Source organism: Streptomyces sp. NBC_00286 (assembly GCF_036173125.1).
In the GTDB taxonomy this organism is placed as follows: Bacteria; Actinomycetota; Actinomycetes; order Streptomycetales; family Streptomycetaceae; genus Streptomyces.
In genome coordinates, this window is sequence record NZ_CP108054.1 from 1945365 (window position 1) to 1968757 (window position 23393).

The following is a 23393-nucleotide window of genomic DNA, read 5'->3' on the forward strand; positions in this document are numbered from 1 at the left end:
TCGAAGACCACGGCCTGATCGGTGACGGCCGTGGCTCCGCCCTGGTGGGCCGCGACGGCGCCATCAGCTTCATGTGCGTCCCCCGCTTCGACGCGCTGCCCCTGTCCTGCTCACTGCTCGACCTCCACCGCGGCGGTTCCTTCCTGCTGGCCCCGGACCGGCTGCGGCACAGCCGCCAGGCCAACCTGGAGGACACCGGTGTCCTCGTGGCAGAACTGCGGGCGGGCACCGGTGTCGTCGAGGTCACCGACGCCTTCCTCCTCGAACCAGGTACGCGCCTCGAAGAGGACTGCCGGCCAGCCGAGGTGAACTCGTCCCGGCACGCCAGAGTCACCCACGGCTCTGTCGCTCTCACCATGTCGATACGACCGCGCGGCGGCGCGCAACCCGAGCGTCACACCGGCGGATGGCAAGTGGCCTGCCCCCGGCAGTCCCTGAAGCTGCGCCTGACCGCCTCCCGGCCGCGGATAGACCACCACAGTGCCCCCTCTGCCCCTGCGAGGCCATCACCGAACGCCTCGAAGCGGGCAATGGCCTGCTATACCGCTACCTGCCGGAGGAGTCACCCGACGGACTCGACGAACCGGAAGGCACCTTCCTGCTGCGCAGCTTCTGGCACGTGGACAACCTCGCGGGGCCAAGCACGCGTCGACGAAGCCTCCCACCTGTTCGGGACACTCTGCTCCTACGCCAGCCCACTCGGCCTGTTCGCCGAACAGATCGACCCTGGCGACCACTCCTTCCTCGGCAACTTCCCCCAGGCACTCAGTCCACGTCGGGCTCCTGTCCAGCGCCGTCGCCCTCGCCCGCGCCCAGCGCGGCGTGCGACCGGAACTCTCCACGCATGCGTGGTTTCAGTGAGCGCAGCAGCCCGGAGCAACAGCGAGGAGGGCCCCGAGGCGCCGCACGCGCCGTGCTCCGCCGTCGCATACGGCCCCGTCCGTATCCAAAGACAGACTGACAGCTACGCAGTGGAGGGCCAGTCAACGCTCGTCCGGCCCAGGTGGCCTGTCAGGGACGGCAGGGTCAGCGGTAGCGGAGCAGCAGCATGGCGGCGTCGTCCTGCAGGGGTCCGTTCACATGCTGCAGCAGCGCCTGTCGCAGGGTTTCCAGCGCCGCCTCCGGATCGTCCTCCTTGAGGAAGTGAACGCGCTCGGTGAGCGGGAAGAAACGTCCTTCGTCGTCGCGTGCCTCGATGACCCCGTCCGTGTAGAGCAGCAGTTGGTCTCCTGGTCGAAAGTCCGCGGAGTACGGCTCCGGCTGGGACGGGCCGTGCACACCCAGGCCCAGCGGAAGCGCGTAAACGTCCGGCTCGGGAAGACTCGCGGAACCGTCGGCGTGGACCAGCAGCGGTGCTGGGTGGCCGTAGTTCAGGAACGTCACCCGCCGGTCTGTCATCTCGGCGAGAATGGCGGTGACGAACTTCTCCTCCTCCAGTTGCCGGTCGACGGACCGCTCCAGCCTCCGCCCCACCTGGGTGAGGTCCGCCTCGTCCAGCGCCGCTTCACGGAAGGCGCCCAGGACCACGGCCGCGGTCTCCACCGCTTCGAGCCCCTTCCCCTGTACGTCCCCCACGATCACGCGCACGCCCTGCGGGGCGGCGACCACTTCGTACAGGTCACCGCCGATACGCGCCTCCGCGACGGCGGACATGTAGCAGACGGCCGCGCGTAGTTCCCCAGCCAGACGCGGCACCGGCTTGAGCAGCACCCGCTGGGCCGCCTCAGCGATCGACCGGACGTTGTCGAGCTCCGCCTCCCGCTCCCGGCGCATGAACACGGCCACGAGTCCCGCCACTGTGACGCCAAGGACGGAGGCAAGGTTCATATAGCCGCGGCGGGCCTCGAACAGGCCGTTGTACAGGCCCAAGCCGGCACAGAGCAGCAGCGCGATCACACCGACCCACGCGGTGCGTCGCCAACCTCCGACGAGCGGGGCGAAGGCCGGTCCCACCGCCACCAGCGGCAGCAATCCCACCGAAGGGCCTACGGCCACATCCACCACCGCGACCACGCCCATCATGGCGAAGGGCAGGACGGACAGGACCGTCAGCCGACGGTTCTTCGCGGACATATCGCCCTCCGACACTTCGGCGGCCTGTCGGTCCAAGGGAGCGCCACAGGCCGCCGGAACCCCTCCCCCATCACGCCCTCGTGCACTCGCACAGAGCAAGATTCATCTTCCCAGACGTTGCGCGCCTGTCTCCATGATGAGGCGAATCGAACGCGCTGCCCCGGGCAACTTTCTCTGAAAGCCACAGACCCAACGCGCGGGCACGTGGCCACGACGGCGCCGCGTCCGCTGGTCGCCCAGCAGAGACCTCGGCACCCGGGGACCAGGCCACGAACAAGGAGCTGCTCGCGGAACTGTTCCCGTTCGGCGGTCAGCACCGCCCTGTGGATGCCATACGCCCCGGGGACAGAGCACGGACCAGGAGCCGTCAGCCCTTGCGACACCATGAGTTCGACCTCAGCAGGCGGTTTCGGTGGAACGGTCTTTCACGCTGGCCATGAGCTTGTCGCGTTGTTCCTCGTCCGCGAGCGCGAACAGCCTGTCCTCGACATGCGGTGGCAAGTCCCTGATGCCGAGTTCGACGCCGGACTTGTGCGAGTGGTCGATGAAGCTCAGCAAAGCATTGGCCCCGGACAGGTCGATGTAGTCGACGTGCTTCAGGTTCAGCGACACGGTCGACGAGTCGTCGCGGAGTGTTGTGAAGACGCGGTCGACGGACAGGAACGACAGCGGTCCCTCGATGCGGTAGGTGCCGCCGCCGTCGTGCGCGATTGAGGCTTTGCGTCGGCGCGACTTCACGGCGTGCACGAACAGCGCCAGTACGACGCCGACGGCGACCGCCGCGGTCAGGTCGACGACAACGGTGATGATCATCGTCGCGAACATCACGACGACGTCGCCCCTCGGCGAGACATGCGCTTTGCGCAGGCTCTCCCAGTCGAACATGCCGAACGCGGTCAGGATCAGGATTCCCGACAGCACCGCGAGGGGGATGTACTGCACGACGGCCCCGAGTCCGGCCACGAGGGCGAGGAGGATGACGCTGTGCGTGGCCGCCGACAGCGCGGTGCGGCCGCCGCTTCTGACGTTGACCACGGACCTGACGGTCGCGCCGGCGCTGGCCAGGCCGCCGAATAGTCCGCTGGCGGCGTTGCCGAGTCCCTGGCCGATCAGTTCCTTGTTGCTGCGGTGCCGGTTGCCGGTGATGTTGTCCATGACGACCGAGGTCAGCAGCGAGTCGATGGAGCCCAGCAGGGCGATGCTGAGCGCGGGCATGACGAGGGCGAGCAGCAGGGACCCGCTGAGCTCGGGGACGGTGATCGAAGGGATCGACTCCGGGATCTGGCCTATGTAATCGATTGCCGTGTTCAGCGGGACCGGCCCGAGGCGCACATCCTGCAGCAGCGAGTCCGTGAGCTGCAGGGCCGGGGTGATGAGCAGGAGCGCGATCAGACTCGCCGGGACCGACTTGATCACTCGCGTGGATACGAGCATGAGCACGATCGTGCCCGCCACCACCAGGAAACTGCTCTGCACCTGGTCCAGTTCGCCCAGGATGATGATCAGTGCGATTCCGCCCATGAAACCCGATACCACGGGGTGGGGTATGTAGCGGATCAGGGATCCGAGCCTGCACAACCCGAACAGGATCTGGAACGCGCCGGCCATGATGAACGCAAGGAACGCGCCCTCGAGCCCGTGCTCGGCGATCACCCCGGTGGCGACGACGGTGATGGGACCGGTCGGGCCGGTCACCTGGCCAGGAGTACCACCGAACACCGCCGCGAAGAATCCGGCGAAGATCGCGCCGTACAGTCCGACGAGCGCACCCTCGGAGGTGCCCGTCGCCGTGATGCCGAAGGCGATCGCCAACGGCAACGCCACGACCGCCACGGTCAAGCCGGAAAGAATCTCTTTTGCGACGCGCTGGAACATCGGCCCCCACTCCGGTCGACGGCATGCTGACGTCGGCCCATGGCGGACCGAACCGCCGACCAGACTTCCCGGCACTCCATGCGTAAAGATGCCGTATGGAACACGTCAAAACAAGACCAAAGATCGCCATCTGAGGCCGCCCAACGCGCCACCGGCCGTGTCGCAGTCCACTAGCAGCCACAGGCGCGCTGGTGCCGACCGCACCCATCGACCGGGGCACCCCGAGCTGGCCGCAGAGATCGGCGAAGGTCCGCACGCTTCCGGCCCAGCACGCGCCCCCAGCCGGACGTGGGTATGACCGAGTTGTGGGAACGGTACGAGATCCGCCGCCCGGAGGCCATTACCGAACGCCGACGCGGGAAGGAGCCCTCATGGCTGGACAGGCTCCGCGCGGACGTCTACCGGGAGGCGATCGACAGCTGGGTGCCGCGCGAGTGGCGGGTCATCGCCTGCGGCCGCGCCACGATGTTCCTGACCACCGCAGCCCGCACAGCAGGGAGCGCCCCGCATCCACTGGGCCCCGCACGACAGGCAGGTGACCCGGATGTCACCCTCGCGGGGCTCCCCGCGCAGCTCCTCGCCCTCCCCGCAAGACGGACACTCCGCCACACCCGCCATCGGCCTTCCCTCCCGGCCGCCTCATCACACTGAGCAAGCCACTCAAGTCCACCTTCACGTGAGAGTAGATTCTGGGGCGGATATCCGGAGGGCAGTCATGTCCCGATGACGCGGCAGGAGATCGGTGCCTGCACCCATCCGGCGTTCGGGTCCGGCGGGGTCGGCATGGACGACCCGACCGCCGCCGCGCGGACGCCCGGCGCCCGGCCGGAAGTGGCGGACATCCTGGCGGGGCCGCCCTCGCAGCTGCGGCTGTGCGCGCTCCCCGATCTGCGGCATCCGCTGCAGGACCTTGCGGATGCCGACTGGCTCCGATGCGGTCGCCGGCATCCCGGAAGGCCGCTGGGGCACCCGCGGTCCACTGTCCTACGCCAGCCCAGCGCAGCGGCCTCACCCGCGGTCGCACCATGTCCTATTCGTGTGCGGCGAGTAGGTGGTCGAGGCGGGCGTCGGGAAACGCCCGCACGAAGGAGTTGGCCTCCTTGTCGCTCTCGGGCAAGGGCCCGCCCGCGTCGGGCAGCCGCCCCAAAACGTCCAGCAGTGCCCGTACGTCCTCCAGGCAGAAGCCGAGCGGGCGCATCCGGCGCACCAGTGCCAGCCTGCGCACCTTCGCCTCCGCATAGAGGCGGAAGCCGCCCGTACTGCGCTCGCTGGGACCGACCACGCCGATGTCCTCGTAGTGGCGGATCGTCCGCAGGAACAAGCCTGTGCGCTCGGACACCTCGCCGATCTGGATCTTCTCCAGCACACCAGGCGTACGGCTCACCCACGGCAACCGGTACCACCTCCACCGCGTGCTGTCCCGTCCGCAGCCGTAGGGCCCCGCTCCAATCGCTGACCTCCTCGGCCGCCGTGTTGAACCGGCTGGTTGGGCAGCCAGTGGATCACCTCGACAGACTCTCCGGTAACGTCAGAATATGAGTCATCCGCATCCAGAACTGAAAACCGCCCCTCCCCTGCCTGAGGGAGGGCTGCGGGTCGTAGCCCTGGGCGGCCTGGGTGAGATCGGCCGCAACATGACCGTCTTCGAGCACGCCGGCAAGCTGCTCATCGTCGACTGCGGCGTGCTGTTCCCCGAGGAGACCCAGCCCGGGGTGGACGTGATCCTGCCGGACTTCACCTCGATCAGGGACCGCCTGGACGACATCGTGGCCGTGGTGCTGACCCACGGCCACGAGGACCACATCGGGGGCGTGCCCTATCTGCTGCGCGAGCGGTCCGACATTCCCGTCGTGGGCTCGAAGCTGACGCTGGCGTTCCTGGAGGCCAAGCTCAAGGAGCACGGCATCCGCCCGCGCACGGTGCGGGTGCGTGAGGGCGACCGGCGTGGGTTCGGTCCGTTCGACTGCGAGTTCGTCGCGGTCAACCACTCCATCCCGGACGGTCTCGCGGTGGCCCTGCGTACCGGCGCCGGGACGGTGCTGCACACCGGCGACTTCAAGATGGACCAGTTCCCCCTGGACGACCGCATCACCGACCTGCGCGCCTTCGCCCGCCTCGGCGAGGAGGGCGTGGACCTGTTCCTCACCGACTCCACCAACGCCGAGGTACCCGGCTTCACCACCTCTGAGCGCGAACTGAATCCCGCGATCGAACAGGTGATGCGGACCGCCCCGCGCCGGGTGATCGTCTCCAGCTTCGCCAGCCATGTGCACCGCATCCAGCAGGTCCTGGACGCCGCCCACCAGCACGGCCGCAAGGTCGCCTTCGTGGGCCGCTCCATGGTCCGCAACATGGGCATCGCCCGCGAACTCGGATACCTGAAGGTCCCCTCGGGCCTGGTCGTGAGTACCAAGGAAATGGAGAAGCTGCCGGACCACAAGATCACCCTGGTCTGCACCGGATCCCAGGGCGAGCCCATGGCCGCCCTGTCCCGGATGGCCAACCGCGACCACGTGATCCGTATCGGCGAGGGCGACACGGTCCTGCTCGCCAGCTCCCTCATCCCCGGCAACGAGAACGCCATCTACCGGGTGATCAACGGACTGACCCGGTGGGGTGCCAACGTCGTCCACAAGGGCAACGCCAAGGTGCACGTCTCCGGGCACGCGAGCGCCGGTGAGCTCGTGTACTGCTACAACATCGTCAAACCCCGCAACGTCATGCCCGTCCACGGTGAATGGCGCCACCTGCGGGCCAACGCCGACCTGGCCATCCGTACCGGCGTCGATCCCGACCGGGTGGTCATCGCCGAGGACGGAGTCGTCGTCGACCTCGTCGACGGCCGCGCGTCCATTACCGGCAAGGTGCCCGCGGGCAACGTCTACGTGGACGGCATGGAGGTCGGCGGTGCGACGGAGGCATCCCTCAAGGACCGCCTCACCCTCGCCGCGGAAGGCGTCGTCACCGTCGTGGCCATCGTCGACGCCGACACCGGCGCGCTGGCCGAGACCCCCGACTTCCTGGCCCGCGGATTCGTCCACGACGACACCACCTTCGAACCCGTCATCCCGGTGATCGAGAAGACCTTGGCCACCGCGGCCCAGGAAGGCGTCGGCGACGCGCACCAGTTGGAACAGCTCATCGCCCGAGCCGTGGCGAACTGGGCGTTCCGTACCCACCGCCGCAGGCCACTGATCATCCCGGTCGTCATCGACGCCTGACAGAGCCGCCCCAACTCCCCATTCCCACGGCGGCAGCGGCACTCACGCATCCACGAACGTCAGAAAGGTGAGCGGATGAGCCTGCGCTTCGAAGAGATCGACTGGCAACCGACACCGATCGGTGAGATCAGTCTGCGGCGGCGCCGCCACCCGGTCTCGGGCGACGACGTGTACGAGGTGAAGCTCGGCGACGACTTCCTGATGTCCAGCCTCTTCACCGCCGGCGAGATCGCGCTCGCGGAACTCGGACTGGCCGAACTGCCGGACACCGAACTGGACGTAGCCGTCGGCGGACTCGGACTCGGCCACACCGCCCAGGCCGCCCTGGACGACCCCCGGGTGCACTCGCTGACCGTGATCGACGCACTCGCCGAAGTCATCGACTGGCACCAGCGGCACTTGGTACCCCTCGGAGCCCGGCTGACCTCTGACACCCGCTGCCGCCTGGTGCACGGCGACTTCTTCGCACTGGCCGCCGACCCCTGCGGGCTGGACCCGAAAGAGCCGGGCCGTCGCTTCCACGCCATCCTGCTGGACGTCGACCACTCGCCGCGCCATGTGCTCCACCCCCGGCACGCGGCGCTCTACCAGCCTGCCGGGCTTCGTGCCCTCGCCGCTCACCTCCACCCCGGCGGGGTGTTCGCCCTGTGGTCGAACGATCCGCCCGACGAGCAGTTCACCTCCGCACTCAGGGAGGTCTTCGCACAGGCCGCGGCCCATGTCGTCGACTTCGACAACCCCCTGCAAGGCGGCACTTCGGCCAACACCGTCTACCTGGCGGGTACAGCACCGGAAACGCCGTAGGACGACGGCTCGACCGGACCCGGTGATGCGGCGCGACCGCTCAAGTACGAGAGAACAATCGTTCCAGGTGGTCCAGCACCTTCCGGGCGGACTCCGGGGTGCGCCGGCCGACCAGGACACTCGTACCGAGGCCGTGGCTGAGGGCGAGCAGGCGCACGGACTCGACGCTCGGGTCCACGCGTGCGTCGAGGGCACCATCCGTCTGCGCCTGCCGCAGCAGATTGGCGAGCTCGGCCTCCAAGCGCTCCGGGCCCTCGGCGAAGGGCTCGGCGGCGAGTTCGGGATCGGTCATCGCCAGCATCGCGCACGAGGTCCACAGGATGTGGAAGGCGCGGCTCGCCTCGTCGGTGGGCAGGGCCTCTTCGAGCAGGGCCTCGACAAGGGCCCGCGGGGACGGCGGGCCCGGCTGGGCGGCCAGGCGGGCTGCCCAGCGCTCGTGGCTCTGCTGTTCCAGATGCCGCAACGCGGCTGGTGGCAGAGCCGCATCACCCCCGACAGCGGCTACCTCGACGGGGTACTGGGCCCAGCGCTGCTGATCTCCGTCGGCAGCGGGCTCCTGCTCACTCCGATCACCACCGCGGTCACCAGCGGCGTCGACCCCACCGACGCAGGAGCCGCCTCCGGACTGATGAACACCACCAAGCAGGTCGGCGGCGCCCTCAGCCTCGCCCTGCTCTCCACGGTCGCCGCCGCCGACGTCCCCGGCGTGCAGGCGCTCACCGCCGGGTACGCGCGGGCGTTCCTGGTCATCGCCGTGGTCCTGGCCGTCGTCGCCGTCCGGTCGCTCGCCCTGCCGCACCGCCGGGAGGAGACCCGTTAGGCGGGGAGCGTCGCCGCCTGCGCGAACTGGGCCTCGTACAGGCGGGCGTACGCCCCGCCGGCCTCGGACAGTTCCTCGTGCGTGCCCTGTTCGACGATGCGGCCCGCTTCCATGACCAGGATGGTGTCCGCGTCGCGGATGGTGGACAGCCGGTGGGCGATGACGAAGCTGGTGCGGCCGGTGCGCAGGTCGGCCATGGCGTGCTGGACGAGGGCCTCGGTGCGGGTGTCGACGGAGGAGGTGGCCTCGTCGAGGACCAGGATCGACGGCTCGGTGAGGAAGGCGCGGGCGATGGTGAGCAGTTGGCGTTCGCCGGCGCTGAGGCCCTCGCCGTTCTCGTCGAGGACGGTGTCGTAGCCGTCGGGCAGGGTGCGGATGAAGTGGTCGGCGCGGGCAGCCTGCGCCGCCGCCACAATCTCCTCGTGTGTGGCGCCGTCCTTGCCGTAGGCGATGTTGGCGGCGATGGTGCCCTCGAAGAGCCAGGTGTCCTGGAGCACCATGCCGATGCGGGCGCGCAGTTCGGCGCGGGGCAGGGCGGCGATGTCGGTGCCATCGAGGGTGATGCGGCCACCGGTGGGTTCGTAGAACCGCAGCAGCAGGTTGACCAGGGTGGTCTTGCCGGCGCCGGTGGGGCCGACGATGGCGACGGTCTGGTGCGGAGCGACAGCGAGATCCAGGTTCTCGATCAGTGGCTCGGCCGGCTCGTAGCGGAAGGAGACCTGCTCGAACTCCACCCTCCCCGTGACCTGCCCGAGTCGCCGCGGCACCGCGGGGTCGGGGGTCTGCTCGTCCGCGTCGACGAGTTCGAAGACGCGTTCCGCCGACGCGATGCCGGACTGGACGATGTTGACCAGGGCGGCGGCCTGGGTGATGGGGTTGTTGAACTGCAGGGTGTAGGTGATGAACGCCTGGATCTCGCCGATCGTCATCGCGCCGGCCGCCACCCGCAGCCCGCCGAGGACGGCAACGGCCACGAAGGTGACGTACCCGAGGAAGGCCAGGGCGGGTTCGATGACGCCGGAGAAGAACTGGGCGCGGCGGCCGGCCTCGAACGCGGCGTGGTTGCGCTGGTCGAAGACCTGCTCGGCGTCCTCACCCCGGCCGAAGAGCAGCACCTGGTCGTGGCCGGTGAACATCTCCTCGACATGGGCGCTGAGTTCGCCGGTGGCCCGCCACTGCTTGGTGAACTCGGGTTGCGAGCGGCGACCGAGCAGCCGGGTGACGAACGCGGCCACCGGCAGGGACGCCACCGCGACCAGGGTGAGCAGCGGCGACAGCCACAGCATCATGCCCAGCACGCCGATGACGCTGAGCAGCGATACCGCGATCTTGGTGAGGAGCTGCTGGAGGGTAAGGGCGATGTTGTCGGTGTCGTTGGTGAGCCGGGAGATCAGATCGCCGCGCGGGCGGCGGTCGAGGTAACTCAGCGGCAGGACGGTGAGCTTGGCGAATGCCTGCTCGCGCAGCCGGTAGGCGGTGCGCTGGCCGATGTCCTGGGCCAGCCTCCCGCGCGCGAGGGCACAGGACGCGGAGACGACGACGAGCCCGGCCGCCACCGCGAGCACCCACCCGACCCGCGCGAAGTCCACTCCCCCATCAGCCGCCCCGCGCACAATCAGGTCGGTGGCGTGGCCGAGGATCATCGGCACGGACACGGTCAGCGCCACGCTCACCATGCTCAGCGTCAGGCACAGGATCAGCAGCCGCCGGTCAGGGCCCAGGGCACGCAGTAGCCGCTCGGCCGTCCGGCGGGAGTCCTGGGGCTTGGCGGTGCGTGCGGCTTCGGCCGTCATACGGCCGCCTCCTCTGCGGTCATCTGGGAGAGGACGATCTCCCGGTAGGTCGGGCTGGCGTCCATCAGTTCGCTGTGCGTGCCGCTCGCTTCGACCCGGCCCTCGTCCAGAACGACGATGCGGTCGGCGTGGCGGACGGTGGCCACGCGCTGGGCGACGATGACGACCGTCGCACCGGTGATCCGCTCGGCCAGCGCCGTGCGCAGGCGGGCGTCGGTGGCCGCGTCCAGGGCGGAGAAGGAGTCGTCGAAGAGGTACAGGTCCGGCCGGGCCAGCAGCACCCGTGCGATGGCCAGGCGCTGGCGCTGCCCGCCCGACAGGTTGCTGCCGCCCTGCGCGACGGGCGCGTCGAGCCCGTCGGGCAGAGCCTCGACGAAGTCGCGTGCCTGCGCGGTCTGAAGCACCTGCCACAGTTCGTCGTCCGTGGCCTCCGGGCGCCCGTAGCGCAGGGTGGAGGCGATGGTGCCGGAGAAGAGGTACGGCTTCTGCGACACCAGCCCGACCGTCGCCGCCAGCGTGGCCCGGTCCACCTCGCGCACGTCCTTGCCCCCGACAAGGACCTGTCCCTCACTCGCGTCGAACAGCCGCGGTATCAGGTACAGCAGCGTCGTCTTGCCGCTGCCGGTGGAACCGACGACCGCGACGGTCTGCCCGGGCCGGGCGGTCAGGGACACTCCGCGCAGCACGGGCTCCTCGGCACCCGGATAACGGAAGCCGACGCCGCAGAGCTCCAGACGGCCTGGCTCGCGCAGCTCGGTGACCGGCGAGGCGGGCAGGATCAGACTGCTGCTGGTGTTCAGGACCTCGCGGATGCGCGTCGCACACACGCTCGCCCGGGGCGAGAGCAGGAACGCCATCATCGCCATCATCACGGCCTGCAGGATCTGCGTGAGGTACTGCAGGAACGCGATCAGCGTTCCCGCCTGCATCCCCCCGCCGTCCACCCGGTGCCCGCCGAACCACAGCACCGCGATCCCCGAGAACTCCATGATCAGCATGGCGGTCGGCATCCCGAACGCCTGCATCCGCCCCAGCCGCAGGCCCACATCCAGCAGGTCCAGGTTGACCTCGGCGAACCGCTCCTGCTCGTGCCGGTTACGGACGAAGGCCCGTACGACCCGGATCCCGGTGATCTGCTCCCGCACCACCTTGGTGACCCGGTCCACCCGCTGCTGCAGCGAAGCCGACAGCGGCATCTGCCGACCGAAGATCACGCCCATGGCAACCGTCAGCACCGGCAGTACCACCACCAGCAGCAACGACAACGGCGCGTCCAGACGCACCGCCATCACCAGCGCACCCACGCCCATCACCGGGGCGGCCACCACCAGCGTGAACACCAGCACGACCAACGTCTGGATCTGCTGCACGTCGTTGGTGGTCCGGGTGATGAGCGAGGCCGCGCCGAAGCGGCCGACCTCCCGCACCGAGAACGTCTGCACCCGGGCGAAGACGTCGGCCCGCAGATCCCGCCCCAGCGCCATCGCCGTACGCGCGCTCACATACACGGCCGCGGCAGCACACGTCATCTGCACCAGCGTCACACCAAGCATCACCCCGCCGACCCGCAGCACGTACCCCGTGTCCCCAGTCAGCACCCCGCGGTTGATGGCATCCGCGTTCAGCGTCGGCAGATACAACGTCGCGGTGATCTGCACCAGTTGCAGGACGCCGATCGCAGCCACAGACCCGGCATAGGGGCGCAGGCCGTCGGCCAACAGACGTAACAGGACTCTCACGCGAGCCCCCGTCGTCCAGCCTGCGCCCCCACGAACCCCCTGAGTGCCCAAGGGCTGTCGACGGCCAGGCCGAGCAAGGACACAGCGAGCAGGGCGTATTCCGCCCGGGTCAGGGGTCTTTCCCTCAGGGACAGAGGGAAGCCAGATGTCGGGACGGACGGGGCAGCAGGCTGGGGCATGGCGGACTCCGGGTCGAGCGGCGTTGAAATTGTCACTCAGTGGCAGTATGCCATCAGAGGCAATAACGCATCAGGTGCTTTTTCTCGCGGACGGCTTAAGGTGACGTGCATGGCGACCCCGACCTCCGACCCCTCCACAGCCCTGGCCAAAACCCGCGGCCCGGACGACCGCGCCCTGCCGCTGCGCGAGCGCAAGAAGCAGCGCACCTTCCGCGCCCTGGCCGACGTGGCCCTGGCACGCTTCACGGAGCGGGGCTTCGACAAGGTGACCCTCGACGAGATCACCGACGAGGTGGAGATCTCCAAGCGGACCTTCTTCCGCTACTACTCCTCCAAGGAGTCCGTCGCCCTCGCCGCCGAAGCCGAGCTCTGGATCGCCTACGTCGAGGAGTTCACCGCGACCGACCTGCACGGCGATGTCCTCACCGCCCTGCGCACCGCCCTGACCACAGCGATCACCGGCATGGACGACGACTGGCCCCGCCGCTTCCTGGCCACCCGCCGCCTCGTCGCCGGCCACAACGGCCTGCGCAAACACAGCCTCGTCATGGCCGCCCACCACCAGGAGCAGATCGTCGAACAGCTCGAAGCCAAGCTCGGCCGGGACGGACGCGAGGACGTACGCCTGCGCCTGCTCGGCGAAATCGCCTTCGGCGCCTACCGCGTCGGCGCCAAGAACTGGACCGCCGGCCGCGGCAAAGGCGCCGGCAGCCGCGCAAAAGGAGGGCGCGCGACACTCGCCGCCCGCGTGAGCGAGGCATTCGACGCCGTCCCCCACGCGATCACGCTGACCGCCTACTGACGGCCGTCCCTTCATGCTTCTCTTACCTCTGGATCGTGGGCATATGGCCTGACCCTGCTCGTCCCGGTCGAACGGCGCGCGGCCGTTCCGATCCTTCCCCTGCGGCTGTTCCGTGCCGCAGCTACGCCGCTCCGCTGGCCTCCGGCTTCTTCTTCCAGATGGCCGCGCTGCCGGTGGGCGTCTCCCTACCCCAGTGTTCGGCAGCTCGCTTCGGGCATGGTCAGCCGGGGACGAGTGCCCGAGCCATCGCGCCAGCGCCAGAAGCGAGGCCGCACCGGTGGTTAGGCTGATCGACGCGGACCACAGGTGCGTCCCACACCGCCTGAGCCCGAGTGGCCGGTGCACGGTTCCGCAGGTCGAGGAGGATCGCGATGCGGCTGGTACGCGTGCTCGCCACCGCTCTCGCGGCCGCACTGCTGCTCGCGGGATGCGGCGGGACTGACGCGCCGCCCCGCCCGTCGGGCGAGATTACGGTGGCCACCGGCAACCGGGGCGGTGTCTACGCGGACTACGGGGCCGGCTACGCGAAGTTGATCCGGAGTCGGCTGCCGGATGCCTCGGCGCGGGTCCTGTACACCGGGGGCAGTGTGGACAATCTGCGCCGGGTGGCCGCCGACCAGGCACAGGCGGGCTTCGCTCTCGCCGATTCCGCCGCCGACGCCATGGCCGGGCGCCCGCCCTTCGCCCGGAAGCTGCCGGTGGTGGCGCTCGCCTCGCTCTACGACAACTACGTGCAGCTGGTGGTCCGCGCGGACAGCCCGGTCCGCAGCGCGAAGGCGCTGCGCGGGCTGCGGGTCTCCGTGGGTTCCGAGGGCTCCGGGACGGCATTGATCGCCGAGCGCGTCCTGAAGGTGGCCGGGCTCTCCCCCGACGGTGACCTGACCTCGCTGCGGCTGGATGTGCGCGAGTCGGCGACCGCCCTGGCCGAAGGGCGGATCGACGCCTTCTTCTGGAGCGGCGGCCTGCCGACCGGGGCGATCACCGAACTGCGCCGCAGCACCATGATCCGCCTCGTCGACCTCGGCGACGTGGTCGGGGAGCTCACCCGGTCCTACGGCGAGCTCTACACCGAGACCACCGTGCCCGCCGTCGTCTACGGGGCGCAGAGCGCGGTGACCACGGTGAGCGTGCCGAACTTCCTGGTCGTACGGCGGGACATGCCGGACTCGGAGGCGTACTGGCTGACGCGGCTGCTGTTCGAGGGGCAGCGACAGCTCATCGGAGCGCACCCGGAGGCCCGTCGCCTCGACCGGCGTACGGCGATCGCCACCCACCCGTTGGAGCTGCACCCCGGCGCCGCCCGGTGGTACCGCGAGTCACATCCCTGACCGCTTACCGGGCCCGTCGACCGCTTACGGGGCCCGTCACCGACTCCCGTCACACCGGGTCGCCGGGGAGTGCGGGAGCGGCGGGCAGCCGTACGGTGGCGGAGAGTCCCTGTGGCCGCGCGGCTGCCAGGAGCAGCTCGCCGCCGCCCGCCTCCACCACCATGCGGGTGAGCGCGAGGCCGAGCCCCGTGCCGCGGACGTTCTGGTGACGTGTGCTGCGCCAGAACCTCCCGCCCGCCTGGGACAGTTCCTCCTCGGTCAGGCCGGGGCCGGCATCCCGCACCGTCACATCGACCGTCTCCATCGCTCTCCCGGCCGGGGCGCGGTGCACGGAGACATCGACCGGCGCCCCCTCGCCGAACTTGAGGGCGTTGTCGAGCAGGGTGTCGAGTGCGTGGTCGAGGCAGTCGGGCAGGCACAGCGCGCTCACCCCGTCGGGGATTCGCGCGATGAGCGGGACGCCCGCGCCGGCGAAGGCCGCCCGCCAGGCATCGACCCGGTGTCGCACCACGGCGGAGACGTCGACGGGTGCGCGTTCCGCCTCGGACGCCTCCGCCCTGGCCAGCCGCAGCAGCCCGTCGAGCATCTCACCGAACCGGTCGGCCTCCTCCACGGCGGAGTGCAGTTCGTCGAGACCGCGCGGGTCGTTCACGAACTCCTCCAGATTCTCCACCCGCAGCCGGAGCGCGGTCAGCGGGTTGCGGAGTTGGTGGGACGCCTGTGCCACGAACGCCCGCTGCTGCTCCTGGGCGGCGTGCGTGCTGTCCGCCATCACGTTGAAGTGGTTGGCGAGGCGGCGCAGTTCCGGGGCGCCCACCCGCTCCGACACACGGGTCTTCAGGCTCCCGAGGGCGACCTCATGGGTGGCGCGGTCCAGGTCGTGGACAGGGCGGAGCACCCAGCGGACCACCGGCGCCGCGACCGCGATCACCACCAGGACGAGTGCCGCGAGGCTGCCCAGGATCACCAGGGTCAGATGGTCGGCCACCTCGGAACGGGCCTGGTCGGTGGGGGAGACGATCAGCACGGCACCCAGCACACGGCCGTCGCGCCGGACCGGCTCGGCCAGCACGAAGGGCCGGTCGTCCCACGGCCACCACACACCGGGCTGCTCGGGAGGCCGGTCGGCGAGGGCGAGCAGCAGCGCCGACCGCAGCTGCGGCTCCTCCAGGTCGACGGGGCGCGAGGCGATCACGGTCTCGCTGTCGGCGTCGACCACCGCGACGCGTGAGTCGTAGAGGTCCGCGTAGCGGTCGGCGGCGGCCTCCAGCCGGCCGGTCCGACCCGACTCCAGGGCGGTGGCGGCCATGTCCGCGAACCAGGCACCGTCCTCGACCCGCCCGATGAACGAACTCTGGACCGTACGCTCCGCGGTGGCCCGCACCAGGGGCAGGCTGAGCGCGACGATCAGACCTGCGACCAGGACGAAGACGATGACGAGAAGTCGGCGGCGCATCCGGCGTCCTCACTTGCCGGCCGCCGCCGGACCGCCGGCCTCCGCCCCGCCGCCGTCGACCCCCGGACCACCTGTCACCGCGGGACCGGCGGAGAGCCGGTACCCGAAGCCGCGTACGGTCTGCACCAGGCTCCCCGCCCGCCCCAACTTGCCGCGCAGGGTGGCCACATGGACGTCGAGGGTGCGTGACATACCGTCGTACGTCGTCTGCCACACCTCCACCACGATCCGGTCGCGGGGCACAGCGGCACCGCCCGCGCGGGCCAGCAGGGCGAGAACCTCGAACTCCTTACGGGTCAGGGTGATACTCCGCTCGTCCACGGTGACCGTGCGCCGCCCGAGGTCCACCTCCAGGCCCTCGACGGCGACGAGCCGGTCCTCATGGGCGCGCTGGCTCACGCTGCGCCTGAGCACCGCCTCGATACGGGCCAGCAGCTCCGCGGTGCCGAACGGTTTGACCACGTAGTCGTCGGCACCGCTGCGCAGCCCCCGCACCCGGTCGGGCTCGTCTCCCCTGGCGGTCACCGCGATCACCGGTACCCCGCCGCGGGCGCGCAGTTCGCGGCACACCTCGATGCCGTCCCGGTCGGGCAGGCCCAGATCGAGCAGCACGAGATCGACCGTCGGTGCCGCCAGGGCGTCGGCCGCGTTGGCGGCACGCCGCACCTCGTACCCGTGGCGTCGCAGGGCGCCGGTGAGGGCGTCGGCGACCCGGTTGTCGTCCTCGACGAGAAGTATCCGCACACGGCCTCCCGGTTACTGAAATCCGGCGGCCCTGAGGCCCGGCGGCAGGGTGCCGAGGGAGCGCGCAGGTCACAACCGTTGCGACGAGCGTAGAAGTGACGGCCGTCACTGAACCCTAAACCTACGTTAAGTCCTCGGGCGTGCTCTGTTGCCCGCATGTAAACAGCTGCCACGGTCTGGGACACCACGAACCGCCTAGTCCCAGGAGATGCCGCGATGAGCATGGCAACGGTGCCGTCCGAGCCGAGGCAGCGATCAGCCGAGGAGCTCGTGGCCGAGTTCGAGCAGGAGCGGCCGGCCCGCAAACTCTCGCCGGGGGTCTCCGCGGCCGTGTCCGTGGTGTGCGCCGCGCTGTCGGTCTTCGTGCTGTACGCGATCTTCTTTCCGGTGGCCAAGGGCACCCAGTACTACCTGACCCTCTTCCTGGCGGGGACGCTGCCGCTGATCTTCCTGACCCACCGCGGGACGGTGCGGGTACCGGCGCTGCTGTTGCCCTGGCGACGCGGTGACGGCACCGCGGCCGCCGACGGGAGGTCGGACAAGGCGGCCGTCCGCCACGACAACCCGGGGTGGCTCGACTGGCTGCTCGCCGCGGCGGCACTCGCCGTGTGCCTGTATCCGCTGCTGGAGTTCGACGCCTTCATCGAGCGGCGCCAGCTGCCGACCTCGCTGGACACGGCGGCGGGCCTCGCCATGATCGTGCTGGTCCTGGAGGCGTGCCGGCGCACCACCGGCTGGGTCCTGCCGGCCTTCTGCGCGAGCTTCCTGGTGTACGCGTACTACGGCGGGCTGCTGCCGTACGAATGGTCGTTGGCGCATGGCGGCTTCGACATCGACGCGATCGCGGCCCACTTCTTCATGGGCACCGACGGCTTGTACGGCGTCCCGCTGAACGTGGCCGCCACCTACATCGTGCTGTTCACCATCTTCGGCGCCGTCCTCGACATCTCCGGTGCGGGCAAGTTCTTCATCGACCTGTCGTTCGCGGCCTTCCGCGGCTCCCGCAGCGCCCCCGGACGCACCGTGACCGCCGCGGGCTTCCTGCTCGGCACCGTCTCCGGCTCCGGCACCGCGACCGCGGTCAGCCTGGGCTCGGTCGCCTGGCCCGTCCTGCGCCGGGCCGGTTACGGCAAGGAGCAGGGCGGCGGAGTGCTCGCAGCCGCCGGGATCGGCGCGATCCTCTCCCCGCCGACGCTGGGCGCCGCGGCGTTCATCATCGCCGAGTACCTGCGGGAGAGTTACCTCACCGTCCTGCTGTACGCGCTGGTGCCGACGCTCCTGTACTACCTGGGCATCCTCCTCGCGGTGGAGATCGACGCCCGCAAACACCACACGCAGCCCGTGGTGGACGACGAGCCCACCTCGGCACTGCGGCTGCTCGGCCGGTTCGGCTACCACTTCCTCTCCCTCTTCATGATCGTCGGCTTCATGGCGATGGGACTGCCCCCGTTCAGGGCGGTGGTCTACGCGACAGCCCTGCAGTTCCTGCTGTCGTTCCTCGACCCGAAGCACAGGATGACGCCGCGGCGGCTGTACGCGGCCCTCGCCGAGGGCAGCAAGTCCGTCCTCCCGGTCGTCGCCACCTGCGCCGCGGCGGGCATGATCGTCGCCGTCGTCACCCAGACCGGTCTCGGCCTGAACCTGGCATCGGTCATCGTCGACGCGGCGGGGGGCTTCGGCGACAACGCGACCGTGACGCTGGTCCTGACCGTGCTCTTCGCCGCGGTGGCGGTGTCGATCCTCGGGCTCGCGGTCCCGGTCACCGCCTCCTTCATCATCGCCGCGGTGATCATCGCGCCCGCCCTGCTCTCGCTGGGAGTCGCCACCCACGAGGCGTACATGTTCATCTTCTACTACGCCGTGCTCTCCGAGGTGAGCCCGCCCACGGCCATGGCGGCGGCCGCCTCCGCCGCCATCACCGGCGGCAACCCGATGCGCACGATGGTGGCGACCTGGAAGTACTCGCTGCCCGCGTTCCTGGTGCCGTTCGCCTTCGTCCTGACCGACAACGGCGCCCATCTGCTCGGCACGGGCGGCCTGTGGGGCGTCCTGTGGACCACCGCGGTCTCCGCCCTCGCTGTCGCCGCCCTGGCCGCGGCCACCGGAGGCCGGCTGCTCGGCCCGGCGGGCCCGGTGGAGCGGGCGCTGTGCGCAGCCGCCGCCCTGTGCCTGCTGTACCTCGAACCCGTGGCGATCACCGCGGGTTTCGCGGCCCTCGTACTTGCCCTCGGCGTGCATCTCGTACGCCGCGGGCAGCCCACCCTCTCGGTTCCCGCCGCCGGCGACAGCCGCGAGGCGGACACCATCACGGAAGGACAGCCCTCCTCATGAAGCACCGGATGCGCACCCTGCGCCTGGCCACCGCCGCACTCACCGTAGGTCTCCTCGCCACCGCCTGCGGCGGCGGGAAGCAGACCGAGAACACAGCTGCCGACAGCGGCGGGAAGGGAGGCCGACTCACCATCGCGACGGGAGCCACCACCGGCGTCTATTACCAGATCGGCGGCGGCCTCGCGGAGCTGATCTCCGACAACATCGACGGCTACCGGGCCACCGCCACCACCACCGGCGCGTCCGTGCAGAACATCCAGGGCCTCGGCGCCGGCACCTACGACCTCGCCTTCTCCCTGCTGGACACCGCAGGCGACGCCGTCGAGGGCAAGGAGTCCTTCTCCTCCCCCCAGGACGTCGAGGCACTGACCCGGCTGTACCCGAACTACACCCAGGTACTGGTCCGGTCCGACGCGGGCATCGACTCCCTGGAGGACATGAAGGGCAAGCGGGTCTCCACCGGGGCCCCCGGTTCCGGCACGGAAGTCATCGCCAACCGGCTGCTGAAGGCCGCGGGACTGGACCCCGCCAAGGACGTCTCCGCCGACCGTCTCGGCCTCCCCGAGACCGTGGACGCCATGAAGGACGGCACGATCGACGCCCTGTTCTGGTCCGGCGGACTGCCCAGCGGCGGCATCACGGACCTCACCACCAGCCTCAAGAAAGAGGTCCGCTTCCTGGACGTCACACCGCAACTGCCCGCTCTCAACAAGGAGTACGGCGACGTCTACCAGACGGGCTCCATCCCCAAGGCCGTATACAACCAGTCCAACGACGTGCCCACGATCGTGGTACCCAACGTGCTCCTCGTGAAGAAGGGCTTCGACCCGGATCTCGCCGCCGAGATCGTCAACCTCGTCTACGAGAAGAAGAGCGACCTGGAGAAGGTGAACGCGGCCGCGGCCGAGATCGAACTCGACCGCGCCGAGGGCGTCACCCCCGTCCCGCTCAACCCGGGCGCGGAGAAAGCTCTGAAGGCCCTCGCCCAGAAGTCCTGAGCCGACGCCGGAAAGTGGCCGGCCCGGTGCTTCCGAGCAGGACCGGCCACACACCGCGGGCAGGCCCGCGCCGGCTCTATCGCAAGGGATTGGCCAGCGGCAGATACCGGGCGTCCGCCCCGTCCGCCCCCGTCCACCGCAACAGCAGGTTCGTCTTGCCGGGCAGCGTGGGAGCCCGGAGCAGCTCCCCCGCCTCGGGCACCTCCGCCTCGTAACGCCTCAACTCCCGCCGTACGGCGGGCCAGAGCTCCACCCCCGGATACCGCTCCTCCAACACCCCCGCGATCTCAAGGAGGTTGTTGACGACGAGGCAGTACACCAGCCGCTCCCACCCGGCGGCGCGCGTCACGTCGGGCAGCAGCTTCACGCCCTCCGCGTCCCGGAACAGGGCCTGCACCGGCAAACCGGCGTCGTCCACGGCCACCACCGTGTTCTGCAGATGCGCTTCCAGTACGACACCGTGGCGGGCGAACAACTCCAGTGCGGGCGGGACGACTTGACGCACATACGCCGCCCACCAGGCCGCCGGGTCAGGGAGGTGGTCCAGCGGGCTGCCGGCGAAGCCTTCCGTGAAGGCGGCGGCGAGGAGCGGAGTCGCGCCCGGCGTCACAAGCTCGTGCAGGCCGTCGCGTACGAGGACGGCGAGTTCCTCGAAGGCGAAGTCCGCGGTGCGGTAGCCGCGATCGCTCAGCCAGGCCGCGGGGCCGTCCAAGGCCGCGAACGCCGAGGTGACCGCCGTGTCCGTGCGGCGGAGCTTGAGGAGGTCGTGACGCCAGAGGCGGCGGATGTCGTTGGTGATGCGCACGTCAAGGCTGAACTTCAGGAAGAGGTCGGCGGCAGGGGCGTACACCGTCCGGATGGCCGCCGTGGGCCAGACCGGAGACGAGGAGCGGCCGAGTCGTACGAGGCGGCCGTCGGCGAAGGCGTCGCGGATCTCCGGCCGACTGCCGACCAGGTCGAGCTGCCAGGGGTGGGCGGGCAACAGCCGGTAGCCGGGCGGGGCCTGGCCCAGCGCGTCGAGGGCCCGCAGGTCGCCCTCCTCGACGACCGCGTCCTCGCGCACCGCGAGCAGGACGAGCGGGAAGCGGGCGTACGCCTCGGGGGCGTACGGGAGCCAGCCGGCGACCGGGCCGCCGCCGCGGGCCTTGGGCGCGGGATGGTAGGGGTGCCCGGTGACCAGGGACTGCTCGGAGCGCTGGTACGGGTCCTCGGGCGGGGTGGCCCCCTCGCGCGCGGCGAGGAGCGCCGCCACCGCGTCCCGGCTGTCGATCACCTCGGCGGGCAGCTCGGAGTTGGCGAGTCCGGTGTGCCGGCGCAGTTCGTCGGCGGTGAGTTTGACCAGCTCGGCGTGGGTGAGGCGGTGCCAGGCCCCGGCGGCGTACACCTCCGGCTCGGCGGGCCGGCGTCCGCCGCGTACCCGCAGCTGCCGACCACTGCCCGGCAGCCGGTACACGGGCCGCTCACCGGACCCCGGTGCGGGCTCGGCCACCTCCCGCAGCAGACAATTGAGCAGCGGCGCTGCCGCGTACGCGTCGGCGGCCTCTGCGACGTCGTCCCTGGGAGGCCTGGGGGAGATGGGTTCCACGCGGTCCATTCGTTCCATACGGGTAGTGAAGATCAGTATGTCTGGCGTAGTACCCGGTCCCGACGCCGTCCCCACACCCGAGGAGCCACCCCGTGCACCACCCCTCCACGTCGGCCGAGGCCGAGGACACGCTCGCCGCCGAGCTGCGTACCGTACGACCCGCCCTTCTGTCCCCGTACGCCGCCGAGCTCCCCGGCGCCCGGGCGGCCGTGCTGACCCGGCTGTGGCGTGGTCTCGCCCATGAACCGCTGCCGTGGATCACGCGGCGGGAGCAGGGGCGCGAGGGGCTGACGCTCCAACTGGCCGACGGCCGTCGGCTGCGCGGGCCGCATTCGGATGCGTACGGAACTGCCGCCCGCGTTACGGAGGTTGAGCTGGACGGTGCCGCGTACGACCACCCGGCCGCGCTCATGACGGCGCTCTCCTTCCCGCACGGTGACGCCTTCGCCGCCGAACTGGGCCACAGCATCGCCTCGTTGGCTCTGTCGCGCGCCGGACAGCCGCCCCTGGACGAGGCCCCTTCCGCGACCTGGGAGTGGGAGCAGCGGATCGTCGACGGGCATCCCTTCCATCCCAACTGCCGTTCCCGGCCGGGCTTTTCGGTGGCCGAGCAGTTGGCGTACGCGCCCGAGCACCGGCCGTTGGTCGAGCTGGGCCTGGTCGCCGCGCCGGAGGAGGCGTGTCTGGTGACGGGCGAGTGGCCGTACCGGGAGGCCGGGCGGGTGCTGATCCCGGTGCATCCGTGGCAGGCCCGGCATGTGCTGAAGGACGAGAAGCTGGCGGACGCGGCGGGTGTCACCGCGCACCCCCTCATGTCGCTGCGCACCCTCGCCGACGCCGCGCCCGGCGGGCCGCACATCAAGACCGCGCTCAGCGCCCGGCTGACGTCGGCGGTGCGGGACATCTCGGTGTACTCGATCGCGACGTCCGCGACGGTGTCCGCCTTCGCTGACGCGCTCGCCGCCCGCCTGGACGGGCTGCTCCACATCACCCGCACGCTCGGGGCGGCCACCGCCCACACTCCGGAGTTCGCGGCCGTGGTGCGCGAGGCGCCGGAGACGTACGCGGCCGAGGGCGAGCGGGTGGTGCCGGTCGCCGCGCTCGCGATGACCGGGCTGCCCCAATCCCCTTCCTGGCTGGCCGAGTTCACGCGTCTCGCGCTGACGGTGAGTCTGCGGCTGCTGGAGCTGGGCGTGGCGCTGGAGGCCCACGGCCAGAACCTCCTCGTCGTGCTCTCCCCCTCGGGCGCCCCAACTCGCCTGATCTACCGCGACCTTGCCGACATCCGCATCAGCCCGGCCCGCCTCACCCGCCACGGCATCCCGGCCCCGGACCTGTCCGGCCGCCTGATCACGGACGACGAGACCACCCTGCGCCGCAAACTGTTCGGCTCGCTCCTCACGGGAACGCTGGGGGCGACGGCGGGTTCGAGCGCGGCGCTCGGCGAGGCGCTCTCCACGGCCGTACGAGACTTGCCGCGCACCCCCGACCTGGCGGCGGTGCTGGACGGACCGCTGCCCACGAAGGCGCTGACGCTGATGCGGCTGTCGCCGGAGCGGCCGGGGGACATCTGGGCGCGGGTGCCGAATCCGCTGTTGGCGTGAAGCGGCGACGACGTTCGTGAGCCTGGTGCCGCGAACCGAGG

Annotated in this window: 19 protein-coding genes; 9 read left to right on the forward strand and 10 right to left on the reverse strand. The window is 70.4% G+C overall.

Translation table 11 applies throughout. The annotated features are described in order from the left end of the window. Nucleotides 1-110: 110 nt before the first annotated feature. The 3 genes from OHT21_RS44620 to OHT21_RS08830 form a co-directional block, all read right to left on the reverse strand. Nucleotides 111-323, reverse strand: coding sequence for a hypothetical protein (locus tag OHT21_RS44620; RefSeq protein ID WP_443050331.1), 213 nt, complete (start codon nucleotides 321-323; stop codon nucleotides 111-113). Nucleotides 324-1026: 703 nt separating this feature from the next. After that, a complete protein-coding gene (locus OHT21_RS08825) occupies nucleotides 1027-2073 on the reverse strand; it encodes a PP2C family protein-serine/threonine phosphatase (RefSeq protein WP_328767697.1) in 1047 nt (348 codons plus the stop codon). 396 nt (nucleotides 2074-2469) lie between these two features. Beyond that, entirely contained in the window at nucleotides 2470-3948 is a 1479-nt protein-coding gene (locus OHT21_RS08830) for a SulP family inorganic anion transporter (protein ID WP_328767698.1), read from the reverse strand. Between the two features lie 294 nt (nucleotides 3949-4242). On the opposite strand from OHT21_RS08830, the gene OHT21_RS08835 reads away from it, so the two are divergent. Further along, nucleotides 4243-4599, forward strand: coding sequence for a hypothetical protein (locus OHT21_RS08835; protein ID WP_328767699.1), 357 nt, complete (start codon nucleotides 4243-4245; stop codon nucleotides 4597-4599). Nucleotides 4600-4978: 379 nt separating this feature from the next. On the opposite strand, the gene OHT21_RS08840 is transcribed toward OHT21_RS08835, so the two are convergent. After that, on the reverse strand, nucleotides 4979-5332 hold the full coding sequence (locus OHT21_RS08840; RefSeq protein WP_328767700.1) for a MerR family transcriptional regulator: 354 nt from the start codon (nucleotides 5330-5332) through the stop codon (nucleotides 4979-4981). A 151-nt stretch (nucleotides 5333-5483) separates the two neighbouring features. On the opposite strand from OHT21_RS08840, the gene OHT21_RS08845 reads away from it, so the two are divergent. Together OHT21_RS08845 and OHT21_RS08850 are read left to right on the forward strand one after the other, a co-directional pair. Next, nucleotides 5484-7169 carry a ribonuclease J gene (locus OHT21_RS08845; RefSeq protein WP_328767701.1) on the forward strand — a complete coding sequence of 562 codons (1686 nt, stop codon included), beginning with the start codon at nucleotides 5484-5486 and terminating at the stop codon, nucleotides 7167-7169. A 75-nt stretch (nucleotides 7170-7244) separates the two neighbouring features. Next, a complete protein-coding gene (locus OHT21_RS08850; RefSeq protein ID WP_328767702.1) occupies nucleotides 7245-7973 on the forward strand; it encodes a spermidine synthase in 729 nt (242 codons plus the stop codon). A 40-nt stretch (nucleotides 7974-8013) separates the two neighbouring features. Here the strand turns inward: OHT21_RS08850 and OHT21_RS08855 are convergent, their stop codons facing one another. Next, nucleotides 8014-8436 (reverse strand): TetR family transcriptional regulator C-terminal domain-containing protein, encoded by a 423-nt coding sequence (locus tag OHT21_RS08855; RefSeq protein WP_328767703.1) that lies wholly within the window; start codon nucleotides 8434-8436, stop codon nucleotides 8014-8016. Here OHT21_RS08855 and OHT21_RS08860 point away from each other — a divergent pair. Continuing rightward, the gene (locus OHT21_RS08860) at nucleotides 8428-8793 is read left to right on the forward strand and encodes a hypothetical protein (RefSeq protein WP_328767704.1); all 366 of its coding nucleotides are present in this window, start codon (nucleotides 8428-8430) and stop codon (nucleotides 8791-8793) included. The two genes, OHT21_RS08855 and OHT21_RS08860, sit on opposite strands and share 9 nt — an antisense overlap. On the opposite strand, the gene OHT21_RS08865 is transcribed toward OHT21_RS08860, so the two are convergent. Together OHT21_RS08865 and OHT21_RS08870 are read right to left on the reverse strand one after the other, a co-directional pair. Continuing rightward, entirely contained in the window at nucleotides 8790-10586 is a 1797-nt protein-coding gene (locus tag OHT21_RS08865) for an ABC transporter ATP-binding protein (RefSeq protein WP_328767705.1), read from the reverse strand. The two genes, OHT21_RS08860 and OHT21_RS08865, sit on opposite strands and share 4 nt — an antisense overlap. Then, on the reverse strand, nucleotides 10583-12271 hold the full coding sequence (locus tag OHT21_RS08870; protein ID WP_328767706.1) for an ABC transporter ATP-binding protein: 1689 nt from the start codon (nucleotides 12269-12271) through the stop codon (nucleotides 10583-10585). The genes OHT21_RS08865 and OHT21_RS08870 overlap by 4 nt, the downstream gene beginning before the upstream one ends. Before the next feature lie 342 nt (nucleotides 12272-12613). Here OHT21_RS08870 and OHT21_RS08875 point away from each other — a divergent pair, with 342 nt between their 5' ends. Together OHT21_RS08875 and OHT21_RS08880 are read left to right on the forward strand one after the other, a co-directional pair. Beyond that, nucleotides 12614-13306, forward strand: coding sequence for a TetR/AcrR family transcriptional regulator (locus tag OHT21_RS08875; RefSeq protein ID WP_328767707.1), 693 nt, complete (start codon nucleotides 12614-12616; stop codon nucleotides 13304-13306). Between the two features lie 371 nt (nucleotides 13307-13677). Then, entirely contained in the window at nucleotides 13678-14634 is a 957-nt protein-coding gene (locus OHT21_RS08880) for a TAXI family TRAP transporter solute-binding subunit (RefSeq protein WP_328767708.1), read from the forward strand. 49 nt (nucleotides 14635-14683) lie between these two features. On the opposite strand, the gene OHT21_RS08885 is transcribed toward OHT21_RS08880, so the two are convergent. Then, nucleotides 14684-16090: a sensor histidine kinase gene (locus OHT21_RS08885; RefSeq protein ID WP_328767709.1), complete on the reverse strand. Its 1407-nt coding sequence runs from the start codon at nucleotides 16088-16090 to the stop codon at nucleotides 14684-14686. 9 nt (nucleotides 16091-16099) lie between these two features. Further along, complete coding sequence (locus OHT21_RS08890) at nucleotides 16100-16834, reverse strand: response regulator transcription factor (protein ID WP_328767710.1); 735 nt, start codon at nucleotides 16832-16834, stop codon at nucleotides 16100-16102. A 216-nt stretch (nucleotides 16835-17050) separates the two neighbouring features. Between OHT21_RS08890 and OHT21_RS08895 the strand changes: the two genes are divergently transcribed. Together OHT21_RS08895 and OHT21_RS08900 are read left to right on the forward strand one after the other, a co-directional pair. Next, entirely contained in the window at nucleotides 17051-19165 is a 2115-nt protein-coding gene (locus OHT21_RS08895; protein WP_328767711.1) for a TRAP transporter permease, read from the forward strand. Beyond that, nucleotides 19162-20163 (forward strand): TAXI family TRAP transporter solute-binding subunit, encoded by a 1002-nt coding sequence (locus OHT21_RS08900; RefSeq protein ID WP_328767713.1) that lies wholly within the window; start codon nucleotides 19162-19164, stop codon nucleotides 20161-20163. The genes OHT21_RS08895 and OHT21_RS08900 overlap by 4 nt, the downstream gene beginning before the upstream one ends. Before the next feature lie 76 nt (nucleotides 20164-20239). Here OHT21_RS08900 and OHT21_RS08905 read toward each other — a convergent pair whose 3' ends face one another. Further along, nucleotides 20240-21757 (reverse strand): IucA/IucC family protein, encoded by a 1518-nt coding sequence (locus tag OHT21_RS08905; RefSeq protein WP_328774009.1) that lies wholly within the window; start codon nucleotides 21755-21757, stop codon nucleotides 20240-20242. An 83-nt stretch (nucleotides 21758-21840) separates the two neighbouring features. Here OHT21_RS08905 and OHT21_RS08910 point away from each other — a divergent pair, with 83 nt between their 5' ends. Next, nucleotides 21841-23352, forward strand: a complete 1512-nt coding sequence (locus OHT21_RS08910; RefSeq protein WP_328767714.1) for an IucA/IucC family protein — start codon at nucleotides 21841-21843, stop codon at nucleotides 23350-23352. Nucleotides 23353-23393: the final 41 nt, after the last annotated feature.

Excerpts from the sequence above, each read along its gene's own strand:
- OHT21_RS08830 (WP_328767698.1), bottom strand. The coding sequence starts at position 3,948 with ATGTTCCAGCGCGTCGCAAAAGAGATTCTTTCCGGCTTGACCGTGGCG.
- OHT21_RS08825 (WP_328767697.1), bottom strand. The coding sequence starts at position 2,073 with ATGTCCGCGAAGAACCGTCGGCTGACGGTCCTGTCCGTCCTGCCCTTC.
- OHT21_RS08850 (WP_328767702.1), top strand. The coding sequence starts at position 7,245 with ATGAGCCTGCGCTTCGAAGAGATCGACTGGCAACCGACACCGATCGGT.
- OHT21_RS08900 (WP_328767713.1), top strand. The coding sequence starts at position 19,162 with ATGAAGCACCGGATGCGCACCCTGCGCCTGGCCACCGCCGCACTCACC.
- OHT21_RS08880 (WP_328767708.1), top strand. The coding sequence starts at position 13,678 with ATGCGGCTGGTACGCGTGCTCGCCACCGCTCTCGCGGCCGCACTGCTG.
- OHT21_RS08835 (WP_328767699.1), top strand. The coding sequence starts at position 4,243 with ATGACCGAGTTGTGGGAACGGTACGAGATCCGCCGCCCGGAGGCCATT.
- OHT21_RS08865 (WP_328767705.1), bottom strand. The coding sequence starts at position 10,586 with ATGACGGCCGAAGCCGCACGCACCGCCAAGCCCCAGGACTCCCGCCGG.
- OHT21_RS08885 (WP_328767709.1), bottom strand. The coding sequence starts at position 16,090 with ATGCGCCGCCGACTTCTCGTCATCGTCTTCGTCCTGGTCGCAGGTCTG.
- OHT21_RS08895 (WP_328767711.1), top strand. The coding sequence starts at position 17,051 with ATGAGCATGGCAACGGTGCCGTCCGAGCCGAGGCAGCGATCAGCCGAG.
- OHT21_RS08905 (WP_328774009.1), bottom strand. The coding sequence starts at position 21,757 with ATGGACCGCGTGGAACCCATCTCCCCCAGGCCTCCCAGGGACGACGTC.
- OHT21_RS08845 (WP_328767701.1), top strand. The coding sequence starts at position 5,484 with ATGAGTCATCCGCATCCAGAACTGAAAACCGCCCCTCCCCTGCCTGAG.
- OHT21_RS08875 (WP_328767707.1), top strand. The coding sequence starts at position 12,614 with ATGGCGACCCCGACCTCCGACCCCTCCACAGCCCTGGCCAAAACCCGC.
- OHT21_RS08860 (WP_328767704.1), top strand. The coding sequence starts at position 8,428 with ATGCCGCAACGCGGCTGGTGGCAGAGCCGCATCACCCCCGACAGCGGC.